Annotated in this window: 16 protein-coding genes, 1 pseudogene and 1 riboswitch; of the genes and pseudogenes, 10 read left to right on the top strand and 7 right to left on the bottom strand. The window is 72.7% G+C overall.

Going from position 1 to position 17125, the window contains the following annotated elements; translation table 11 throughout:
- Both G7Z13_RS33350 and G7Z13_RS16015 read left to right on the top strand, forming a co-directional pair.
- Positions 1-105: pseudogene (locus G7Z13_RS33350) on the top strand (IS5/IS1182 family transposase); the annotation flags it as partial.
- Between the two features lie 127 nt (positions 106-232).
- Complete coding sequence (locus G7Z13_RS16015) at positions 233-1075, top strand: sigma-70 family RNA polymerase sigma factor (protein WP_165999965.1); 843 nt, start codon at positions 233-235, stop codon at positions 1073-1075.
- A gap of 57 nt (positions 1076-1132) precedes the next feature.
- Here G7Z13_RS16015 and G7Z13_RS16010 read toward each other — a convergent pair whose 3' ends face one another.
- Together G7Z13_RS16010 and G7Z13_RS16005 are read right to left on the bottom strand one after the other, a co-directional pair.
- On the bottom strand, positions 1133-1591 hold the full coding sequence (locus tag G7Z13_RS16010) for a GNAT family N-acetyltransferase (protein WP_165999963.1): 459 nt from the start codon (positions 1589-1591) through the stop codon (positions 1133-1135).
- A 48-nt stretch (positions 1592-1639) separates the two neighbouring features.
- Entirely contained in the window at positions 1640-2197 is a 558-nt protein-coding gene (locus G7Z13_RS16005; protein WP_166004994.1) for a flavin reductase family protein, read from the bottom strand.
- Between the two features lie 353 nt (positions 2198-2550).
- On the opposite strand from G7Z13_RS16005, the gene cdgB reads away from it, so the two are divergent.
- Both cdgB and G7Z13_RS15995 read left to right on the top strand, forming a co-directional pair.
- Complete coding sequence (gene cdgB / locus G7Z13_RS16000; RefSeq protein WP_165999961.1) at positions 2551-4209, top strand: diguanylate cyclase CdgB; 1659 nt, start codon at positions 2551-2553, stop codon at positions 4207-4209.
- Positions 4210-4327: 118 nt separating this feature from the next.
- The gene (locus G7Z13_RS15995) at positions 4328-5260 is read left to right on the top strand and encodes a carbohydrate-binding protein (RefSeq protein WP_165999959.1); all 933 of its coding nucleotides are present in this window, start codon (positions 4328-4330) and stop codon (positions 5258-5260) included.
- 15 nt (positions 5261-5275) lie between these two features.
- Here G7Z13_RS15995 and G7Z13_RS15990 read toward each other — a convergent pair whose 3' ends face one another.
- From G7Z13_RS15990 to G7Z13_RS15980, 3 genes are all read right to left on the bottom strand, one after another.
- Positions 5276-6205: a 1-phosphofructokinase family hexose kinase gene (locus tag G7Z13_RS15990; RefSeq protein WP_165999957.1), complete on the bottom strand. Its 930-nt coding sequence runs from the start codon at positions 6203-6205 to the stop codon at positions 5276-5278.
- 147 nt (positions 6206-6352) lie between these two features.
- A complete protein-coding gene (nagA, locus tag G7Z13_RS15985; protein WP_165999955.1) occupies positions 6353-7588 on the bottom strand; it encodes an N-acetylglucosamine-6-phosphate deacetylase in 1236 nt (411 codons plus the stop codon).
- Positions 7588-8568 carry an ROK family protein gene (locus G7Z13_RS15980; protein ID WP_165999953.1) on the bottom strand — a complete coding sequence of 327 codons (981 nt, stop codon included), beginning with the start codon at positions 8566-8568 and terminating at the stop codon, positions 7588-7590. The genes nagA and G7Z13_RS15980 overlap by 1 nt, the downstream gene beginning before the upstream one ends.
- Before the next feature lie 171 nt (positions 8569-8739).
- Here G7Z13_RS15980 and G7Z13_RS15975 point away from each other — a divergent pair, with 171 nt between their 5' ends.
- From G7Z13_RS15975 to otsB, 3 genes are all read left to right on the top strand, one after another.
- On the top strand, positions 8740-9981 hold the full coding sequence (locus tag G7Z13_RS15975; protein ID WP_240926228.1) for an extracellular solute-binding protein: 1242 nt from the start codon (positions 8740-8742) through the stop codon (positions 9979-9981).
- A 64-nt stretch (positions 9982-10045) separates the two neighbouring features.
- Positions 10046-10288 (top strand): DUF3263 domain-containing protein, encoded by a 243-nt coding sequence (locus G7Z13_RS15970; protein ID WP_165999949.1) that lies wholly within the window; start codon positions 10046-10048, stop codon positions 10286-10288.
- A gap of 47 nt (positions 10289-10335) precedes the next feature.
- Positions 10336-11181 carry a trehalose-phosphatase gene (gene otsB / locus G7Z13_RS15965; RefSeq protein ID WP_165999946.1) on the top strand — a complete coding sequence of 282 codons (846 nt, stop codon included), beginning with the start codon at positions 10336-10338 and terminating at the stop codon, positions 11179-11181.
- Positions 11182-11906: 725 nt separating this feature from the next.
- Here otsB and G7Z13_RS15960 read toward each other — a convergent pair.
- Both G7Z13_RS15960 and G7Z13_RS15955 read right to left on the bottom strand, forming a co-directional pair.
- The gene (locus tag G7Z13_RS15960; RefSeq protein ID WP_165999944.1) at positions 11907-13304 is read right to left on the bottom strand and encodes a trehalose-6-phosphate synthase; all 1398 of its coding nucleotides are present in this window, start codon (positions 13302-13304) and stop codon (positions 11907-11909) included.
- A 71-nt stretch (positions 13305-13375) separates the two neighbouring features.
- Entirely contained in the window at positions 13376-14320 is a 945-nt protein-coding gene (locus G7Z13_RS15955; protein ID WP_165999942.1) for a glucosyl-3-phosphoglycerate synthase, read from the bottom strand.
- Between the two features lie 148 nt (positions 14321-14468).
- Positions 14469-14625: riboswitch (SAM riboswitch) on the top strand.
- A gap of 18 nt (positions 14626-14643) precedes the next feature.
- Here G7Z13_RS15955 and thrC point away from each other — a divergent pair.
- The 3 genes from thrC to G7Z13_RS15940 all read left to right on the top strand — a co-directional run bounded on the left by thrC (position 14644) and on the right by G7Z13_RS15940 (position 16834).
- Entirely contained in the window at positions 14644-15957 is a 1314-nt protein-coding gene (gene thrC / locus G7Z13_RS15950; RefSeq protein ID WP_165999940.1) for a threonine synthase, read from the top strand.
- Positions 15954-16232, top strand: a complete 279-nt coding sequence (locus tag G7Z13_RS15945; protein ID WP_165999938.1) for a MoaD/ThiS family protein — start codon at positions 15954-15956, stop codon at positions 16230-16232. Before thrC ends, G7Z13_RS15945 begins: the two co-directional genes overlap by 4 nt.
- A gap of 398 nt (positions 16233-16630) precedes the next feature.
- Positions 16631-16834, top strand: a complete 204-nt coding sequence (locus G7Z13_RS15940) for a cold-shock protein (protein ID WP_004986573.1) — start codon at positions 16631-16633, stop codon at positions 16832-16834.
- Positions 16835-17125 lie beyond the last annotated feature (291 nt).

Raw genomic sequence — 17125 nt, 5'->3', positions numbered from 1 at the left:
CGCTTCGACAAAGTCGCCGCCCGCTACAAGGCCGGCATCCACGTCGCCTCACTCGTCCTCTGGCTCCGCGAACCCAACCAAGATCCTTTGTCAGACAGGGCCTAGGGGGGTCTCGGAACCCCTCCCCGGTGCCACATGCCCTCCTCACCCCGCCGGTGTCACATCTCCCCGCCGCGATCCGTCATCCGAGGTGACCGACCCCGTGACCGATCGCGACGAGAGGCCCCGACCGATGAGCGACACCGACTTCCTCGCCGAGCGTTTCGAGGCGCACCGTCCCCGGCTGCGGGCCGTCGCGTACCGGATGCTCGGCTCGCTCGCCGAGGCGGAGGACGCCGTGCAGGAGGCGTGGTTCCGGCTGAGCCGGTCGGAGGCCGGGGACATCGGCAATCTCGGCGGGTGGCTGACCACGGTGGTGGGGCGGGTCTGCCTGGACCTGCTGCGCTCACGCGCCTCCCGCCGCGAGGAGCCGCTGGAGGAGGACCGCCGGCCGGTGCCCGTGGCCGGGCCCGAGCAGGACGCCCTGCTCGCGGACTCGGTGGGGGGCGCCCTGCTCGTCGTGCTCGGCACCCTCACGCCCGCCGAGCGGCTGGCGTTCGTGCTGCACGACCTGTTCGGGGTGCCGTTCGAGGAGATCGCGGTGATCGCGGACCGTACGCCGACGGCCGCGCGGCAGCTCGCCAGCCGGGCCCGGCGCCGGGTCCGCGGGGCCGAGGCGCCGCGGACGGACCTGGAGCGGCGGCGCGAGGTCGTCGACGCCTTCCTCGCCGCCGCGCGGGACGGTGACTTCGACGGGCTGCTGCGGGTGCTCGACCCGGACGTGGTGGCCCGCGCGGCGGGTGGTGTGACCACGGGCGCGCGGGCGGTCGCCCGGGGCGCCACGAGCTTCGCCCACCTCGCCCGGACCGCCGGGCCCGCGCTGGTCGGCGGGGTGCCCGGCGTGGTGGTGCGGGACGCCGCGGGGCATGTGGAGCGAGTGCTGGCCTTCACGGTCGTACGCGACCGCGTCGCCGTCATCGAGGTCGTGTCCGAGCCCGAACGGCTCGCCGCCCTGGACATCGCCCCCGCGCCCTGAGCCCGCCGGACCTCCGGGCCGCGCCTTCCGGCCGGCAGCCGGGTGCCCCGAGCGCCGTCAGGTCAGGTCCAGTACGCCGACGGTCTGGCCGCCGCTGACCTCGCCGGTCGTGCGGAAGCCGAGGCCCAGGTAGAACCCCTCGGGGCCGTCGGGGCCGGGGTGCCAGGTGACGTACAGCTCGGTGCCGCCGCGGCGGCGGATCTCGGCGGCGACCGCCTGGACGGCGTGGCGGCCGTAGCCCTTGCCCTGTTCGGCGGCGTCGATGTTCAGGCGCCACAGGCCGGAGCGGCGGACCGTGCCGTCGCCGTGCCAGTCGATGCCGAGGAAGGCCATCACGAACCCGACGGGCCGGCCGTCGTCGGTGATCAGGCGTGGCCAGGCCACGCCGTCGGGATGGACGTACGCCTCCGCCAGTGACTGCGTCACCGGGGAGACGGCGTGCTCCTGGTCGGGGCGCACCCGGATGCCGGTGGCGGCGTCGAAGGTGGCGGGGGTGATCTCTTCAAGGGTGATCATCCGCGCACTGTAGGAGAGACCCCCGCCGCGCGGCCACGGGTTTCCGGTTCAGCCCAGCCGGCGGTAGCGGCCGCGGAAGTACGTCAGCGGTCCGCCCTCCGCGCTGGGCAGGTCCGCCGTCAGGACCCGGCCGACGACCAGGGTGTGGTCACCGGCGGTCACCCGCTGTTCGGTGCGGCATTCCAGGGTGGCGAGCGCGCCGCCGACGAGGGGCGCGCCGGTGACCTCGCCGCGCCGGTAGGGGATGTCGGCGAACAGGAGGCGGTCGCTGACGCGGCCCTTCATGGCGAAGCGGCCGGCGATGTGGCGCTGGCTCTCGGCGAGGACGGAGACCGCCCACAGCGGCTGTTCGGCGAGCAGGTCGTCCATGCGGGAGCCCTCGCGCAGGCTGACCAGGACCAGCGGCGGGTCCAGGGAGACCGACATGAAGGCGGTCGCGGTCATGCCGACGTCCTCCCCGCCGGGCGCCGTGGGATCGTCGGGGTCCAGCGGCGGCTCGACCGCCGTCACCAGGACGACACCGGCGGCCAGCCGGGACATGGCGGCCCGGAACTCGTCGTTGCTCACCCCCTCAGCATGCCCGCCGGATGCGGGCTGGACGGGCACGGACGGAACGGAGCGGGTGGAGGGGGGAGTCTTCAGCACACTCGGAACGCTAGTCTCCGGTACGAGCCCGGCGCATCCGACCCCGGCCCGAAGCCGGTCCTAGGGCTGGAGGCGGACAACCGGTCAAGCGCGCAAACCATGCGTTCGGTGAACGCACGGGGAAAACGCAGAAACTCCACTCAATTGTTCACGTTCTACTGTGACTTGAGTCACAAGGGGCATGAATTGTTGACCCTGTGTACCGAGTGGGGAGCGCGCTGTGATTCAGTGGCGGGAAGATACGCAGGCACCATCCGGAAAAGGCGCCGAAGAGAACCCTTGATTCGCTGCGAGGTCTCGGGGGGAGGGCGAGCATGGAGACCGAGTCGGAGCCGTATGTCCGTCTTGCGTCCCTGCGGCAGCTGCACCAGGTCATGGCGGACATGAACACCGCGCGCAGCCTGGCCGACACACTGCAGACCGTCGCGGACGGCGTCGTCACCGCCCTCGGGTACGAGCTGGCGTGCGTGAACCTCGTCCGCCCCGACGGCGACCTGGTCGTCGCCGCCTTCTCCGGCAACCCCGCCGCCGAGGCCCTGATCACCGGCCGGGTCGGCTCGCGCGCCTCCTGGGAGCGCCGCCTGAGCATGGGCGAGCAGTGGGGCGACCTGGTGTTCATACCCCACACCGAGGGCTGGATCCTCGACGACGACGACGTCCCGCAGTGGTACACCGAGGGCCCCGCCCCCCGCTTCGAGGACGAGTGGCACCCCTCCGACCGCCTCTTCGCGCCGATGTACGCCCCCGGCGCCCACGGCGGCGCCGCCTCCGGCGAACTCATCGGCGTCCTGTCCGTGGACCGCCCGCGCAACGGCCGCAGGCCCGGCGCCTGGGGCCGCGAGGCCCTCCAGATGTACGCCTTCCAGGCCGCCATCGCGATCAGCAACGCCCGCCTCAGGGCCAACATGCAGCGCGCCCTGGTCCGCCTCGAACGCGAGCAGCAGGCCCTGCGCGCCAGCGAGGAAAGCTTCCGACAGGCCTTCGAGTACGCCCCCTCCGGCATGGCCATCGCCGAGATGGGCGGCGACCAGCACGGCCGCATCCTGCGCACCAACGACGCCCTGTGCCGCCTGCTGGGCCGCCCCGCCTCCGCGATGCGCCGCTACTCCTTCTCCGACCTCGTCCACCCCGAGGACATAGGCACCCTCCTCAGGACCTCCGCCGAGGGCGGGCGCGCCGAACTGCGGCTCGGGCGTCGCGACGGCAGCTACGTCTGGGTGTCCCTGCGCAACTCCGTCGTCGCCGACGCCGCGGACGGCCCCCGCTTCCTGCTCACCCACGTCGAGGACATCGAGGAACGCAAGCGCCGCGAGCTCCAGCTCGCCCACCGCGCCTCGCACGACTCCCTCACCGGACTGCCCAACTCCGCCGAGCTGCGCTCCCGGCTCTCCGCCCGCCTGTGCCAGCGCCCCCAGTCCGGGCCGTACGACTCCTACGACTCCTACGACGCCGCCTACGGCCCCGCCGGCTACGAGCCCGGCCACGCCTTCGACTTCCCGCCCGGCGCCGACGGCTACGACGTCTACGACCACCACGTCCACACCGTCGCCCCCGAGGGCGACCACGACGACGGCACCAAGGGCCTCGCGGTCCTCTTCTGCGACCTCGACGGCTTCAAGTCCATCAACGACCGGTTCGGGCACAACGCGGGCGACGCCGTCCTCATCGAGGTCGCCCGCCGGCTCAGCAACGGGGTGCGCGACGGCGACACCGTCGCCAGGCTCGGCGGCGACGAGTTCGTGATCCTCGCCGACGGCCTCGGCCGCGCCGACGCGGCGGACCTCGCCGTCCGGCTGCGCAACGAGATCATCCAGCCGATCCGGGCCGAGGGCCGCGCGGTCCGGGTGGGCGCCAGCTTCGGCATCGGCTGGGCGCACTGCGGGATGACCGCGGACGAAGTGCTCAAGTCAGCGGACGAGCGGATGTACGTCGAGAAACGATCTCGTCCCAAACAGCACCGCCGCGCCGGCTGAGCCGCAGGTCAGCGAAGTGATGCGATCCGGGTCACCCGTTCGGGTCAGTCAGAGCGGGTAGGCTCGCCCTCTCACCACCGCACGCACCGAACCCGCACCTGCTTGAGGAGTACGAGGGATGACGCCCGGCAACAACGGCGCGAGCACGCCCGAGGACGACGACCCGTTCGGCTACCTCTACGCCGACGGTCAGGCCAACGGCGCCCAGCCGCCGTCCGGCGGTTACGGCTACCCGAACTCGGTCAGCAGGGTGCGCACCGTCGGGGACCGCCCGCGCGGGCAGCAGCACGCCACGTACGGACAGGGCGTGCCGCCGCAGCAGGGTGCCTACGGGCGGCCCCACGCGCACTACGCCGCACCCGAGACCTATCCCGGCGGCGCGCCGACCACCCAGCAGCCGGCGCCCGGGGGCGGCGGCGGCCGGCGCGGTCCGAACACCAAGGGCCTGCTGATCGGCGCGGTGGCGGTCGTCGCGGCCGTCGTCATCGGCATCGGCGTGGCCATGGTCAGCAGCGACTCCGGCGACGACGCCGCGGGCGGCGACGCCACGCCCACCCCGACCGCGACCGAGAGCGCCGAACCGACGCCGACGAGCAGCGCCTCCGGCGCGGCGGGCGAGAAGGAGCTGCCGTCGATCGACGCCAAGACGCTCCAGCTCGGCGGCGGCGCGACCACCGCCTCCGAGGTCAAGGGCGCCAAGGCGGACGGCGGCTTCTACGTCACCGGCTTCAACACCGTGGGAGCGTCCGTCACCTGGAAGGTCGACGGCATCCCGGAGAGCGGCAAGTACACCCTGTTCGTGGGCTACGGCGTGCCCGGCAAGGACGCCGACGCCACCCTCACCGTCAACGGCACGCCGCAGACCCGCAAGGTCAACATGGCCAACTTCGCGCACGCCCCCGAGGGCGACTACGCGAAGGGCTGGACGCAGACCTACAACTGGATCCAGCTCAACAAGGGCACCAACGAGCTGAAGATCTCCTGCGAGCAGGGCAACCAGTGCGACGCCAACCTCGACCGGCTGTGGCTGGCCAAGGGCTGGGTGGAGTAGCCCGCGCGGGGCGGCTCACGCGGCGGTGGCCTCCGGGGTCACCGCGACCCGCCCCAGCAGCTCCTCGTAGGAGCGCCGGTCGAACTCCCCGGCCGCCGGGGTGAGGACCGTCGCCGCCGACAGGGCGGTCGCGCGGGCCAGGCGCTCCGGCCACGGCAGGTTCTCCACCAGTCCCGACAGCAGGCCCGCGACGGCCGAGTCGCCCGCGCCGGCCGGGTTGCCGGGTATCCGCGCGGGCGGGGCGGCGCGCCAGCGGCCCTCCGGGGTCAGGGCGAGCAGACCGTCCCGGCCGAGGGAGGCCACCACCGCGCGGGCGCCGCGCCGGCGCGCGTCCTGGGTGGCGCGCAGCGGCTCGTAGGCGCCGGTCAGTTCGGCCAGTTCGTCGGCGTTCGGCTTGATGATGTCCGGGCGGGCTGCGACGGCCCGGCGCAGCGGCTCGCCGCTCGTGTCCAGCAGGACGGGGACGCCGGCCGCGCGGGCGGTGCGGACCAGCCCGGCGTAGGCGCCCACCGGGACGCCCGGCGGGAGGCTGCCGCACAGGGCGACCGCGTCGGCGGCGGTGAGCAGGTCCGCGTAGACCTCCTGGAAGGCGGACCACTCCGCGGGGTCGATCAGCGGGCCCGGCTCGTTCAGCTGGGTGGTGTCGCCGCTGTGCTCGTCGACGACGGCGACGGTGCGCCGGGTGGCGCCGCCGACGGGGACGAGCGCGTCGGTCACGCCCGGTGTGGCGGTGAGGCCGTCCCGCACGGCCCGTCCGGTGCCGCCGCCCGCGAAACCGGTGACGGTCACCTCGTGGCCGAGGGCGGCGAGGACCCGGGCGACGTTGACGCCCTTGCCGCCGGGGCGCTCGGTGACATCGGTGACCCGGTGGGTGGTGTGGGGCCGCAGGGACCGGACGCGGTACGTGATGTCGAGAGCGGTGTTCAGCGTGACCGTGAGGATCACCTGGGCCGGCCTCCCCCGAGTGAATGCGCTTGTCGAGACGTGTGTCTCCGGAGGTGCGAGACGTTCCCCGGAGGGCTCGATCATGCCAAAGAGACGGCGGCCGGCCCAGTCCCGGAACCGGCCGTCGTCCCTCGACTCGCGGACGGATCACCCCAGTTGGGGCTCAACCACCCATTCGCCCCGGCGCATCACGCCGACCGGCTCGAAGTCGCCGTCCAGCAGCACCAGGTCGGCGTCCTTGCCGGGCTCCAGGGAGCCGATCCGGTCGTCCATGCCCAGCAGCCGGGCCGGGTTGGCGGACAGGGCCGCGACGACGTCCGTGACGGGCAGCCGGTCGACGGTCACCGCCCGCTTGAAGGCGCGGTCCAGGGTGAGCGTGGAGCCCGCGATCGAGCCGCCCTCCACCAGCCGGGCCACGCCGTCCGCGACCTCGACCTCCAGCGGGCCGAGCATGTAGCGGCCGTCGCCGAAGCCGGCCGCGTCCATCGCGTCGGTGATGAACGCGACCCGGCTCGGGCCCGCGTGCCGGAACGCCAGCTCCAGCGCGGCCGGGTGCAGATGGGTGCCGTCGTTGATCAGCTCGACGGTGACCCGCTCGTCCTCCAGCAGTGCCGCGATGGGGCCCGGGGCGCGGTGGCCGAGCGCGGGCATCGCGTTGAACAGGTGGGTGGCGACGGTGGCGCCCGCCTCGATCGCCTCGACGGTCTGCTCGTACGTGGCGTCGGTGTGGCCGATCGCCGCGATCACGCCGTGGTCCGCGAGGAGGCGTACGGAGTCGATGCCGCCCGGCAGTTCGGTGGCGAGGGTGACCATCCTGGCGTGGCCGCGGGCGGCGTCGATCAGTTTGCGGACCTCGGCCGGGTCCGGGTCGCGCAGCAGTTCCTCGGAGTGGGCGCCCTTGCGGCAGGGGGAGATGAACGGGCCCTCGAAGTGGATGCCGGCGATCTCGCCCTGTTCGGCCAGCTCGCTGAGGAGTCCGGCGCGCTGGGCGAGGAAGTGCATGTCGCCGGTGACGGTGGAGGCGACGAGGGTGGTGGTGCCGTGGGTGCGGTGGGTGTGGATGCCGCGCAGGACGTCGTCGACGGTGCCGCTGGTGAAGCTGGCTCCGCCGCCGCCGTGGTTGTGCAGGTCGACGAAGCCGGGGACGAGCCAGTGGCCGGTCACGTCGAGGACGTGGGCGCCGGCCGGGGCGCCGGCGGCGATGCGGGTGCCCTCGACCGCCAGCCGGCCGTTCTCGACGGTGCCCGTGGGCAGGACGACGTGGGCGCCGGTCAGCAGCAGCGGGGTGCCGTCCGTCGCGGGGTGCGGGATCGTCGTGGCCGGTCGCGCCCCGCGGTCCGGTCGCGATGCGGCGCTGTCCCGCGCCCCTGGCTGGGGTGCCATCAGGTCGTTACCTCCGTACCGTCGGTCGAATCCAGGAGATCCCACGCCAGGAGCCCGGCGCCCAGGCAGCCGGCCGTGTCGCCCAGGGCCGCCGGGACGATCGACGGCGGTTGCTGGAAGGTGATCCGCCGCCGGACGGCGTCCCGCAGCGGTGTGAACAAGGTTTCCCCCGCCTCGGCGAGCCCGCCACCGATGACGATCGTGCGGGGGTCCAGCAGGGTGAGGGCGGTGACCAGGCCGTCGGCGAGGGCGTCGACCGCCTCCTGCCAGATCCGGACGGCGTTCGGGTCGCCGGACAGGACGGCCTTGGCGCAGTCCGCCGCGTCCGCGTCGGGGTCGCCGGTCGCCTCGGCCCAGGCCTGGCTGACGGCGGCGGCGGAGGCGTAGCGCTCCAGGCAGCCGTGCTGGCCGCAGGGGCAGGGGGTGCCGCCGGGGCGTACGACGACGTGGCCGATCTCGCCCGCGTTGCCGTGCGCGCCCGCCTCCACGGTGCCGTCGATGCCGATGGCGCCCGCGATGCCGGTGCCCAGCGGGACGAACAGGAAGCGGTCGGCGCCCCGGCCGGCGCCGACGCGGCCCTCGGCGAGGCCGCCGGTGCGCACGTCGTGGCCGAGGGCGACGGGGATGCCGGACAGCCGTTCGCGCAGCAGGTCGCGCAGGGGGACGTCGCGCCAGCCGAGGTTGGCGGAGTAGGCGGCGACGCCCCGCTGCTCGTCGACGATGCCGGGGATGGCGACTCCGGCGGCGGCGGCCGGTTCGCCGAGGTGTCGCTCGCCGTACGCGGACAGCTCGGCGGCGAAGTCGAGGATCGTCTCCACGACCGCCTCCGGGCCGCGCTCGCGGCCGGTGGCCCGGCGCGCCTGGTGCAGCAGCGCGGGCACGGGCGGTCCGGGTGTGTCCGCAAAGGGCACGGCGTCCGCCCCGACCAGGGCGGCCTTCATCCCGGTGCCGCCCACATCGAGGGCGATGACGTGTCTCACGGGGGACAGTGTGGCCCGAGGACCCGGAAGAGGTCTAGTCCACTCGCGTGGTGTAGACCTTGTTTTCCCGGAAGGTGTAGACCTCCTTCCGGAATTCGGACAACAGGAACACGTGAGACGACAGGGGTTGGGGAAGCAGTGCAGCGGCGCAAGACGGGAATGATCGCGGTGATGTCCGCCCTGGGCATGACGGCGGTCCTGGGCGGCTGCGGCCTCACCGGAGACTCCGACGACGTCACCTTGCGGCTGGTCGCCGCCGACTACGGCGACAGCCCGGCCAACAGCTCCACCAAGTACTGGGCGAAGCTGGTCGAGGAGTACGAGGCCGACCACCCCGGAGTGAAGATCGAGGTCAGCGTCTACTCCTGGAACGACGTCGACGCCAAGGTCAAGGAGATGGTCGACGCCGGCAAGGCACCCGACATGGCGCAGATCGGCGCGTACGCCGACTACGCGGACGCGGGGCTGCTCTACCCGGCCGACGACCTGCTCTCCATCCCGGTCCAGGCCGACTTCGTCTCCCAGCTCGCCACTGCCGGCCAGCTCGACGGCGTGCAGTACGGGATGCCGTTCGCGGCCTCCACCCGCCTGCTCTTCTACAACAAGACCCTCTTCGCCAAGGCCGGCATCACCCCGCCCACCACCTGGGCGGAGCTGGCCGCCGGCGCCGAGGCGCTGAAGGCCGAGGGCGTGAAGTTCCCGTACGCGCTGCCGCTCGGGCCCGAGGAGGCGCAGGCCGAGACCATGCAGTGGCTGCTCAGCGGCGGTGGCGGCTACACCGACGGCTCCGGCGGCTACGGCATCGACTCCCCGGAGAACGTCGAGACCTTCACCTGGCTGCGCGACGAACTCGTCGGCAAGGAGCTGACCGGTCCCGTCGCCCCCGCCAAGCTCAACCGCGCCGACGCCTTCGCGGCGTTCGCCGACGGGCAGGTCGGCATGCTCAACGGCCACCCCTCGCTGATGAAGATGGCCGAGCAGAAGGGCGTGAAGTACGGCATGGTGCCGATGCCCGGCCTCAACGGCGAGTCCAAGGCGACCATGGGCGTCGCCGACTGGATGCTGGCGTTCAAGCAGAACGGCCACCAGGAGGAGATCGGGGAGTTCCTCGACTTCGTCTACGACAGGAAGAACGTGCTCGCGTTCTCGCGTGAGTACGAACTGCTGCCGGTGACCACCTCCGCCTCCGAGGTGATGAGCGCGTCCGCCGAGGACAGGGAGCTCCAGCCGTTCCTGAAGGAACTGCCGCTCGCCGAGCTGTACCCGGTGGACAAGACCTCCTGGGCACGGGTCAGCGCCGAGGTGAAGAAGCAGATCGGCAAGGCGGTCGCCCCCGGCGGCAGCCCGTCGGCCGTCCTCGGCGCGCTGGAGAACACGGCGCTCACCGCGGAGAGCGAGGCGGCCGCGGGCTAGGCCCGGCCTCACCCGTCGTCACCCGTCGTCCGGATGTCAGTGCCGGCGGCTAGCGTTTTGACCCATGGACGGTGGGGAGCGGCAGCCGCTCGGACGACGGGAGCAGGACATCCTCGCGCTGGAGCGCCGGGGCTTTCCCGGCCCCGGCGCCAAGGAGCGCGCGATACGGGAGGAGCTGGGCCTGGCCCCGATCCGCTACTACCAGCTCCTCAACGCCCTGCTCGACGACCCGCGCGCACTGGAGCACGACCCGGTGACGGTGAACCGGCTGCGCCGGGTCAGGGAGCGCAGACGCGCCGAGCGGTGAGGCCAGGCTCACGGTTCGACCGCGCCCCGTGGGGTTAGGTTCGCCGTATGGGCAGCCCTCACACACATGCGACGGACCTTCCCGAACCGGCGACCGAGCAGGGCCGCGACGGCCTGCGCGCCCTTCTCGCCCGCCCCGGCGGCGCGGTGGTCGCGCTCGACTTCGACGGCACCCTCGCACCGATCGTCGCCGACCCGCGGCAGGCCCGCGCGCACCCCGGCGCGGTGCCCGCGCTGACCGCGCTCGCCCCGAAGGTCGCCGCCGTCGCGGTCATCACCGGACGCCCGGCCGCGGTCGCCGTGCGCTACGGCGGCTTCGCCGACGTCCCCGGCCTGGACCGCCTGGTCGTCCTCGGCCACTACGGCGCGGAACGCTGGGACGCGGCCACCGGCGAGATCACCGCCCCCGACCCGCACCCGGGCGTCGCCGAGGTCCGCGCCGCCCTGCCCGCCCTCCTCACCGGCTTCCAGGACGCCTGGGTGGAGGACAAGGGGTTCGCCGTGGCCGTGCACACCCGCCGCGCCGCCGACCCGCAGGCCGCGTTCGAGGCCCTGCGCACCCCGCTCGGTGACCTGGCCACCCGGCACGGCCTCATCGTCGAACCGGGCCGCCTGGTCCTGGAACTGCGCCCGCCCGGCATCGACAAGGGCGTCGCCCTGAAGCGGTACGTCCGCGAGACCGGCGTCGAAGCGGTCCTCTACGCCGGCGACGACCTCGGCGACCTCCCCGCCTACGCCGCCGTCGGCGATCTCCGCGCCGACGGCACCCCCGGCCTCCTCGTCTGCAGCGGCAGCGACGAGGTCACCGAACTCCGCGACCGCGCCGACCTGGTCGTCCCCGGCCCCGAAGGGGTAGTCCACCTCCTCCACACCCTGGCAGCCCACCTGCCCTGACGCCTCCGGCGAGACGGATCCAGGCTGCCCGCACTCCGGCACGACCACCGCGACCGCCCCGACGGACCGACCCGCCGGGGCGCGGCACTCGGGCGCGCTACCGCCCTCGATGACCTCGTCGGCCGTAGGGACGAGCGCGTGCCCATGCATCCGGGCTGACCGCCGCGACGAACGCACGGCCGCCCTGGCGGGCCGGTCCGGTGGGGTGCGGCCAGGGACGTACGGCACCTGCTGCCGCCCCGGTGCCTCGGCCGATAGGCCGGCGAGCGCGGAGACAGGAGTCTCCGGGGGCCGCTCGGCTGCCGGGGCCGGTGGGCCGCGCCGCCCGGGCAGTGGGACGCGCGCGGGTCCCTTCGGACTACGGCACACGGGCGGGCTGCCGCCCACGGGGGCCGCGCCGCCGGGCGGTCCACGTGCCGGCCTGGGCATCCGCCGCGCCGGGCGGCCGCAGACCGCCGCGTCCCGGTGGCTCGGCCGTGGCCTGGGCGCGTCGGGCCAGGCCCGGTCGGCGCGGTCAGGCCCCTCGGATGTCCCGTTCGTCAGGCGTCCGGCCTCCGCGCCCTCGCCCCGTCAGCGTCTGTGGCCCCGAAGCCTCCGCCCCGCTAGCGCCTCTGGCCCCGAAGCCTCCGCCCCGTCAGTGCCCGCTGCGCGTGACCGCGTTCCGCCCTCTGAGCCGTGACGGCCCGGCAGGGTCCTGCGTCCTGCCGGGCCGTCAGGCAGGGGTGTCAGTCCTGCTCGTTCGTCAGGGCCGTCAGCTGGTCCAGGAACCACTGGGCCGGGGGGAGGGCCGTGGCCGCTGCGGCGAGGTGCTTGGTGCGTTCGGCCCGTTGGGCGGGGGGCAGGGTGAGGGCCTGGTGGAGGGCGTTCGCCGTGCCCACGATGTCGTACGGGTTCACCACCAGCGCGTCCTCGCCCAGTTCCTCGAAGGCGCCGGCCTCGCGGGACAGGACCAGGGCGCAGCCCTCGTCGGAGACGACCGGGACCTCCTTGGCGACCAGGTTCATGCCGTCGCGGATGGGGTTGACCAGGGCGACGTCGGCCAGGCGGTAGGCGGCGAGGGAGCGGGCGAAGTCGTCCTTGACGTGGAGGACGACGGGGGTCCAGCCGGGGGTGCCGTACTCGTCGTTGATCTGCGTCGCCAGGCGCTGGACCTCGGCGGTGTAGTCGCGGTAGACGGCGAGGTCCTGCCGGGAGGGGTAGGCGAAGGCGACGTGCACGACGCGTTCGCGCCACTCGGGGTGGTCGGCGAGGAGCTGACGGTAGGCGAGCAGGCCGCGGACGATGTTCTTGGACAGTTCGGTGCGGTCGACCCGGACGATCGTCTTGCGGCCCTCGCCGATCTCCGCGCGCAGCGCGGTCATCCGCTCCTCGACGTCCGCCTCGTGCGCGCGCCGGCGCAGGAAGTCGGCGTCCGCGCCGAGCCCGTGGACCCCGATCCGGGTGGAGCCGAGCCCGCCCGCGAACGCCTCGCAGCACGCGGTGAACGCGTCCGCCCAGCGCCGGGTGAGGAACCCGAGCCGGTCCGCGCCGAGCATCCCGCCCAGCACGGCGCGGGCGATGTCGTCCGGGAGCATCCGGAAGTACTCCGGGGGCGCCCAGGGGGTGTGCGAGAAGTGGCCGATGCGCAGGTCGGGCCGCAGCTCGCGGAGCATCCCGGGGACCAGCACCAGGTGGTAGTCCTGCACCAGCACCGCCGCGCCCCCGGCCGCCTCGGCCGCCAGCGCCTCGGCGAAGGCCCGGTTGTACGTCTCGAAGGACGCCCACTGGCGGCGGAACTCCGCGTCGAAGACCGGCTCCAGCGGCGTCTGGTACAGCATGTGGTGGACGAACCACAGCACCGAGTTCGCGATCCCGTTGTACGCGTCCGCGTGCACGTCGGCCGGGATGTCCAGCATCCGCACGCCGTCCTCGCCGATCCCGCGGCGCACCGCCTCACGGTCGCCGTCACCGAGCGCGGAGCACACCCACAGCGCGCCCGCGTCCGGCCCGATCGCCGACAGACCCGACACCAGCCCGCCGCCGCCCCGCTTGGCGTGCAGCGAGCCGTCGTCGCCGATCCGGTAGGAGACCGGGCCCCGGTTGGAGGCCACCAGTACCTGTGCAGCACCTGACGTCGAAGCCATGGTCCTCAACCTAGCCCGACCCCCAACCGCTCAAACGTACGGTTCGGCCGTATACAGGCGGTCCGACCGGGTCACGCCACCCGGCGGGCCGCGTACTCCGCGATCTCCACCATCGGCGGGCGCTCCACCGTGTCCACGCAGTACGTGCGCGGCTCGAAGCCGTCCCCGACCCGCTCGAACTGGGTCAGCGACGGCCGCACCAGATGCGCGCGCGCCAGCCGCAGCTGGGCCGTGCGGTAGATCGCCGCGGCCATCCGCCCGAGCGCCTGCCCGTCCTGGTGCCGGTGCTTGCGCACCCCGACGTCGACCTGCGCGAGCGCGTCCAGGCCGACCAGGTGCAGCGCGTCGACCAGCATCCCCAGCTCCACGCCGTACCCGACGGGGAACGGCAGCTGTTCCAGCAGCGAGCGGCGGGCCGCGTACTCGCCGCCGAGCGGCTGCACGAAGCCGGCCAGCTGCGGCCAGTGCATGTTCAGCAGCGGGCGGGCCATCAGCTCGGTGACCCGGCCGCCCTGCCCGGCCGCGTTGCCCAGCGGGCGGTCGTACATCGCCTTGACCAGGTGCACGTCCGGGTCGGTCAGCAGCGGGCCGACGATGCCGGTGACGAAGTCGGAGGAGAAGTCCCGCAGATCGGCGTCGACGAAGCAGACGAGGTCACCGCGCGTCACGAGCAGGGACCGCCACAGCACCTCACCCTTTCCGGGGACGGCCGGAAGCCGCGGCAGTATCTCGTCGCGGTGAACGACCCGGGCGCCCGCGGCGGCGGCCACCTCGGAGGTGCGGTCGGTGGAGCCCGAGTCCACGACGACGATCTCGTCGACCAGCGGCACCTGCCGCACCAGGTCGCGGCGGATGACGGTGACGATGTCGCCGACCGTCTCCTCCTCGTTGAGCGCGGGCAGCACGACGCTCACCGTCTGGCCCGTGGCCCGTTTGGCGGCCAGGATCTTCACCAGCGGGCGATCGGCCACGGACCAGGAGCGGGTGTTCAGCCAGCGCTCGACTTCTTCCAGCACGGTCTGCGGCTCCTCACTGTCGGGATTCCTCTGTGATCCATCTCGCGGTTCGGACGACTATCTCAACTGTCCTGGCCTTCGGTTACAGTCATGGGCAACGCGGATGACCATCGCATGTCCGGGGTCGCCGCCGCTGACAACCACATACAGCTCATCCAGAGGGGCAGAGGGACACGGCCCGATGAAGCCCCGGCAACCCTCCAGCCGGTCTCGTAGATCGTTGTTGATCATTTTCGCGAGGCTCCCCGGCTAGGGAAGGTGCCAAATCCGTCTCACGGCGAAGTGCGTCGTGAGGAAGATGAGGAGAAAGGGCCTCGCCTCACATGGCTGTGCAGACTGTTGCAAGCACCACCGATTCCGCTGCCGCCGCTTCGGCGGACACTTCCACCGTAGACCTCGGTCCCGCCGCCGCGCTCTCCTGTCGTGAGTGCGGGCACCGCGTCCCGCTCGGCCCGGTCTTCGCCTGCGAGGAGTGTTTCGGCCCGCTGGAGATCGCCTACGACTTCTCCGCGTACGACACCGAGGAGCTGCGCCGGCGCATCGAGGCGGGCCCCGCGAACATCTGGCGGTACGCGCCGCTGCTCCCCGTCCCGGCCGACGTGGCGGACAAGCCGAACCTGAACCCGGGCTGGACCAAGCTCGTCCAGGCCGACAACCTGGCCCGCGCGCTGGGTGTCGAGGCCGGCAAGCTCTTCGTCAAGGACGACTCCGGCAACCCGACCCACTCCTTCAAGGACCGCGTGGTCGCGCAGGCCCTGGAGGCGGCGCGCGCCTTCGGCTTCACCACCCTGTCCTGCTCCTCCACGGGCAACCTGGCCGGCGCCGTGGGCGCCGCGGCGGCCCGCGCCGGCTTCCGCTCGTGCGTGTTCATCCCGCACGACCTGGAGCAGGGCAAGGTCGTCATGGCCGCGGTCTACGGCGGCGAACTGGTCGGCATCGAGGGCAACTACGACGATGTGAACCGCTTCTGCTCCGAGCTGATCGGCGACCCGGCGGGCGAGGGCTGGGGCTTCGTCAACGTCAACCTGCGGCCGTACTACGCGGAAGGGTCCAAGACCCTGGCGTACGAGATCTGCGAGCAGCTGGGCTGGCGGCTGCCGGACCAGATCGTGGTGCCGATCGCCTCCGGCTCCCAGCTCACCAAGATCGACAAGGGCCTTCAGGAGCTGATCAGGCTCGGACTGGTCGAGGACAGGCCGTACAAGATCTTCGGCGCGCAGGCCGAGGGCTGCTCGCCGGTGTCGGCGGCGTACAAGGCGGGGCACGACGTGGTCCGGCCGCAGAAGCCGGACACCATCGCCAAGTCGCTGGCCATCGGGAACCCGGCGGACGGGCCGTACGTCCTGGACATCGCCCGGCGCACGGGCGGCGCGGTGGAGGACGTCACCGACGAGCAGATCGTCGACGCGATCAAGGTGCTGGCCCGCACGGAGGGCATCTTCGCGGAGACGGCGGGCGGCGTGACGGTCGGCGTGACGCGCAAGCTGATCGAGAGCGGCGTCCTCGACCCCACGAAGACCACCGTCGTGCTGAACACCGGCGACGGCCTGAAGACCCTCGACGCGGTGGCCGGCACGGGACTCACCGCCACGATCCGTCCGAACCTGGAATCCTTCCGAGAGGCTGGCCTCGCATGAGCGTGACCGTTCGCATCCCCACCATCCTGCGCACCTACACCGGCGGGCAGGCCGAGGTCACCGCCGAAGGGGCGACCCTCGCCGAGGTCATCGCCGACCTGGAGAAGAACCACACCGGCATCGCCGCCCGCGTGCTGGACGACCAGGGCAAGCTGCGCCGGTTCGTCAACGTGTACGTGAACGACGACGACGTGCGGTTCGAGCAGGGCCTGCAGACGGCCACGCCCGACGGCGCGGGCGTTTCGATCATTCCGGCGGTCGCCGGCGGCTGCTGAGTTCGCCGCTGTCACGCACTGTTCATCGAATTGCCCCCACCGTGAGAGATGCGGAGGGGGCAATTCCATGTGGTTGAGCGCGGTAGAGTTGGGGAACCCGCTCCGCTTCGCGAGATGGAGCTGCGTCGAGATGCAGCCAAAATCAGCGGGCCTTTTGCGCCTTTCGTTCCTTATGCCGGGCCCGACTTGCCCGGAATTCGGGTGAATTCTCCGTGAATAACCGATCACCGGTGCCCGGATTTCTCGTCCGATTGACCTGTTGCAGACGGCAGTTGGACAGATACATTCAGCCGCGGTCGACGCGTTCCGGCGCACGCCCCCGCTGACTGGGGGGCGAGGTCTGACCCGGATCCGCGAAGTGTGGATCTGTGCAAGGGCCAGTAATAGGGGAGTTAGGCATGGCTCAGGGCACCGTCAAGTGGTTCAACGCGGAGAAGGGGTACGGCTTCATCGCGGTCGACGGTGGTGCGGACGTCTTCGTCCACTACAGCGCGATCCAGATGGACGGGTACCGCACCCTGGAAGAGGGCCAGCGGGTCGAGTTCGAGATCTCGCAGGGTCAGAAGGGCCCGCAGGCCGACATGGTTCGCGTCACCGCCTGAACAGCTGTTGCGAAGGGCTCGCACCGCACGCCGGTGCGAGCCCTTCGGCGTGCGCGGGCAGGTGCGCGGGCGCACGGGCGCGGGAGCGCGGTTCCCCTGTTCGCCCACCGCTGACTGCCTCCCACTCTCCGAGAGCCGCTTGCACTCGATGGGGGCGAGTGCTAATCATTGGCGTTAGCACTCTGAAGGTGAGAGTGACAACGTAAGGACCGGGTCGGTGAGGCCGCGGGCCGGGTGGGGCAAGGAACCAACCGGCCGGGGCCGTCCGTCGCGGGCGCGGGCGCGGTCCGA

The sequence above is a fragment of the Streptomyces sp. JB150 genome (assembly GCF_011193355.1).
In the GTDB taxonomy this organism is placed as follows: domain Bacteria; phylum Actinomycetota; class Actinomycetes; order Streptomycetales; family Streptomycetaceae; genus Streptomyces.
The sequence above is the reverse complement of the archived record's forward strand: the minus strand, read 5'-3'. Positions and strand labels throughout refer to the sequence as shown.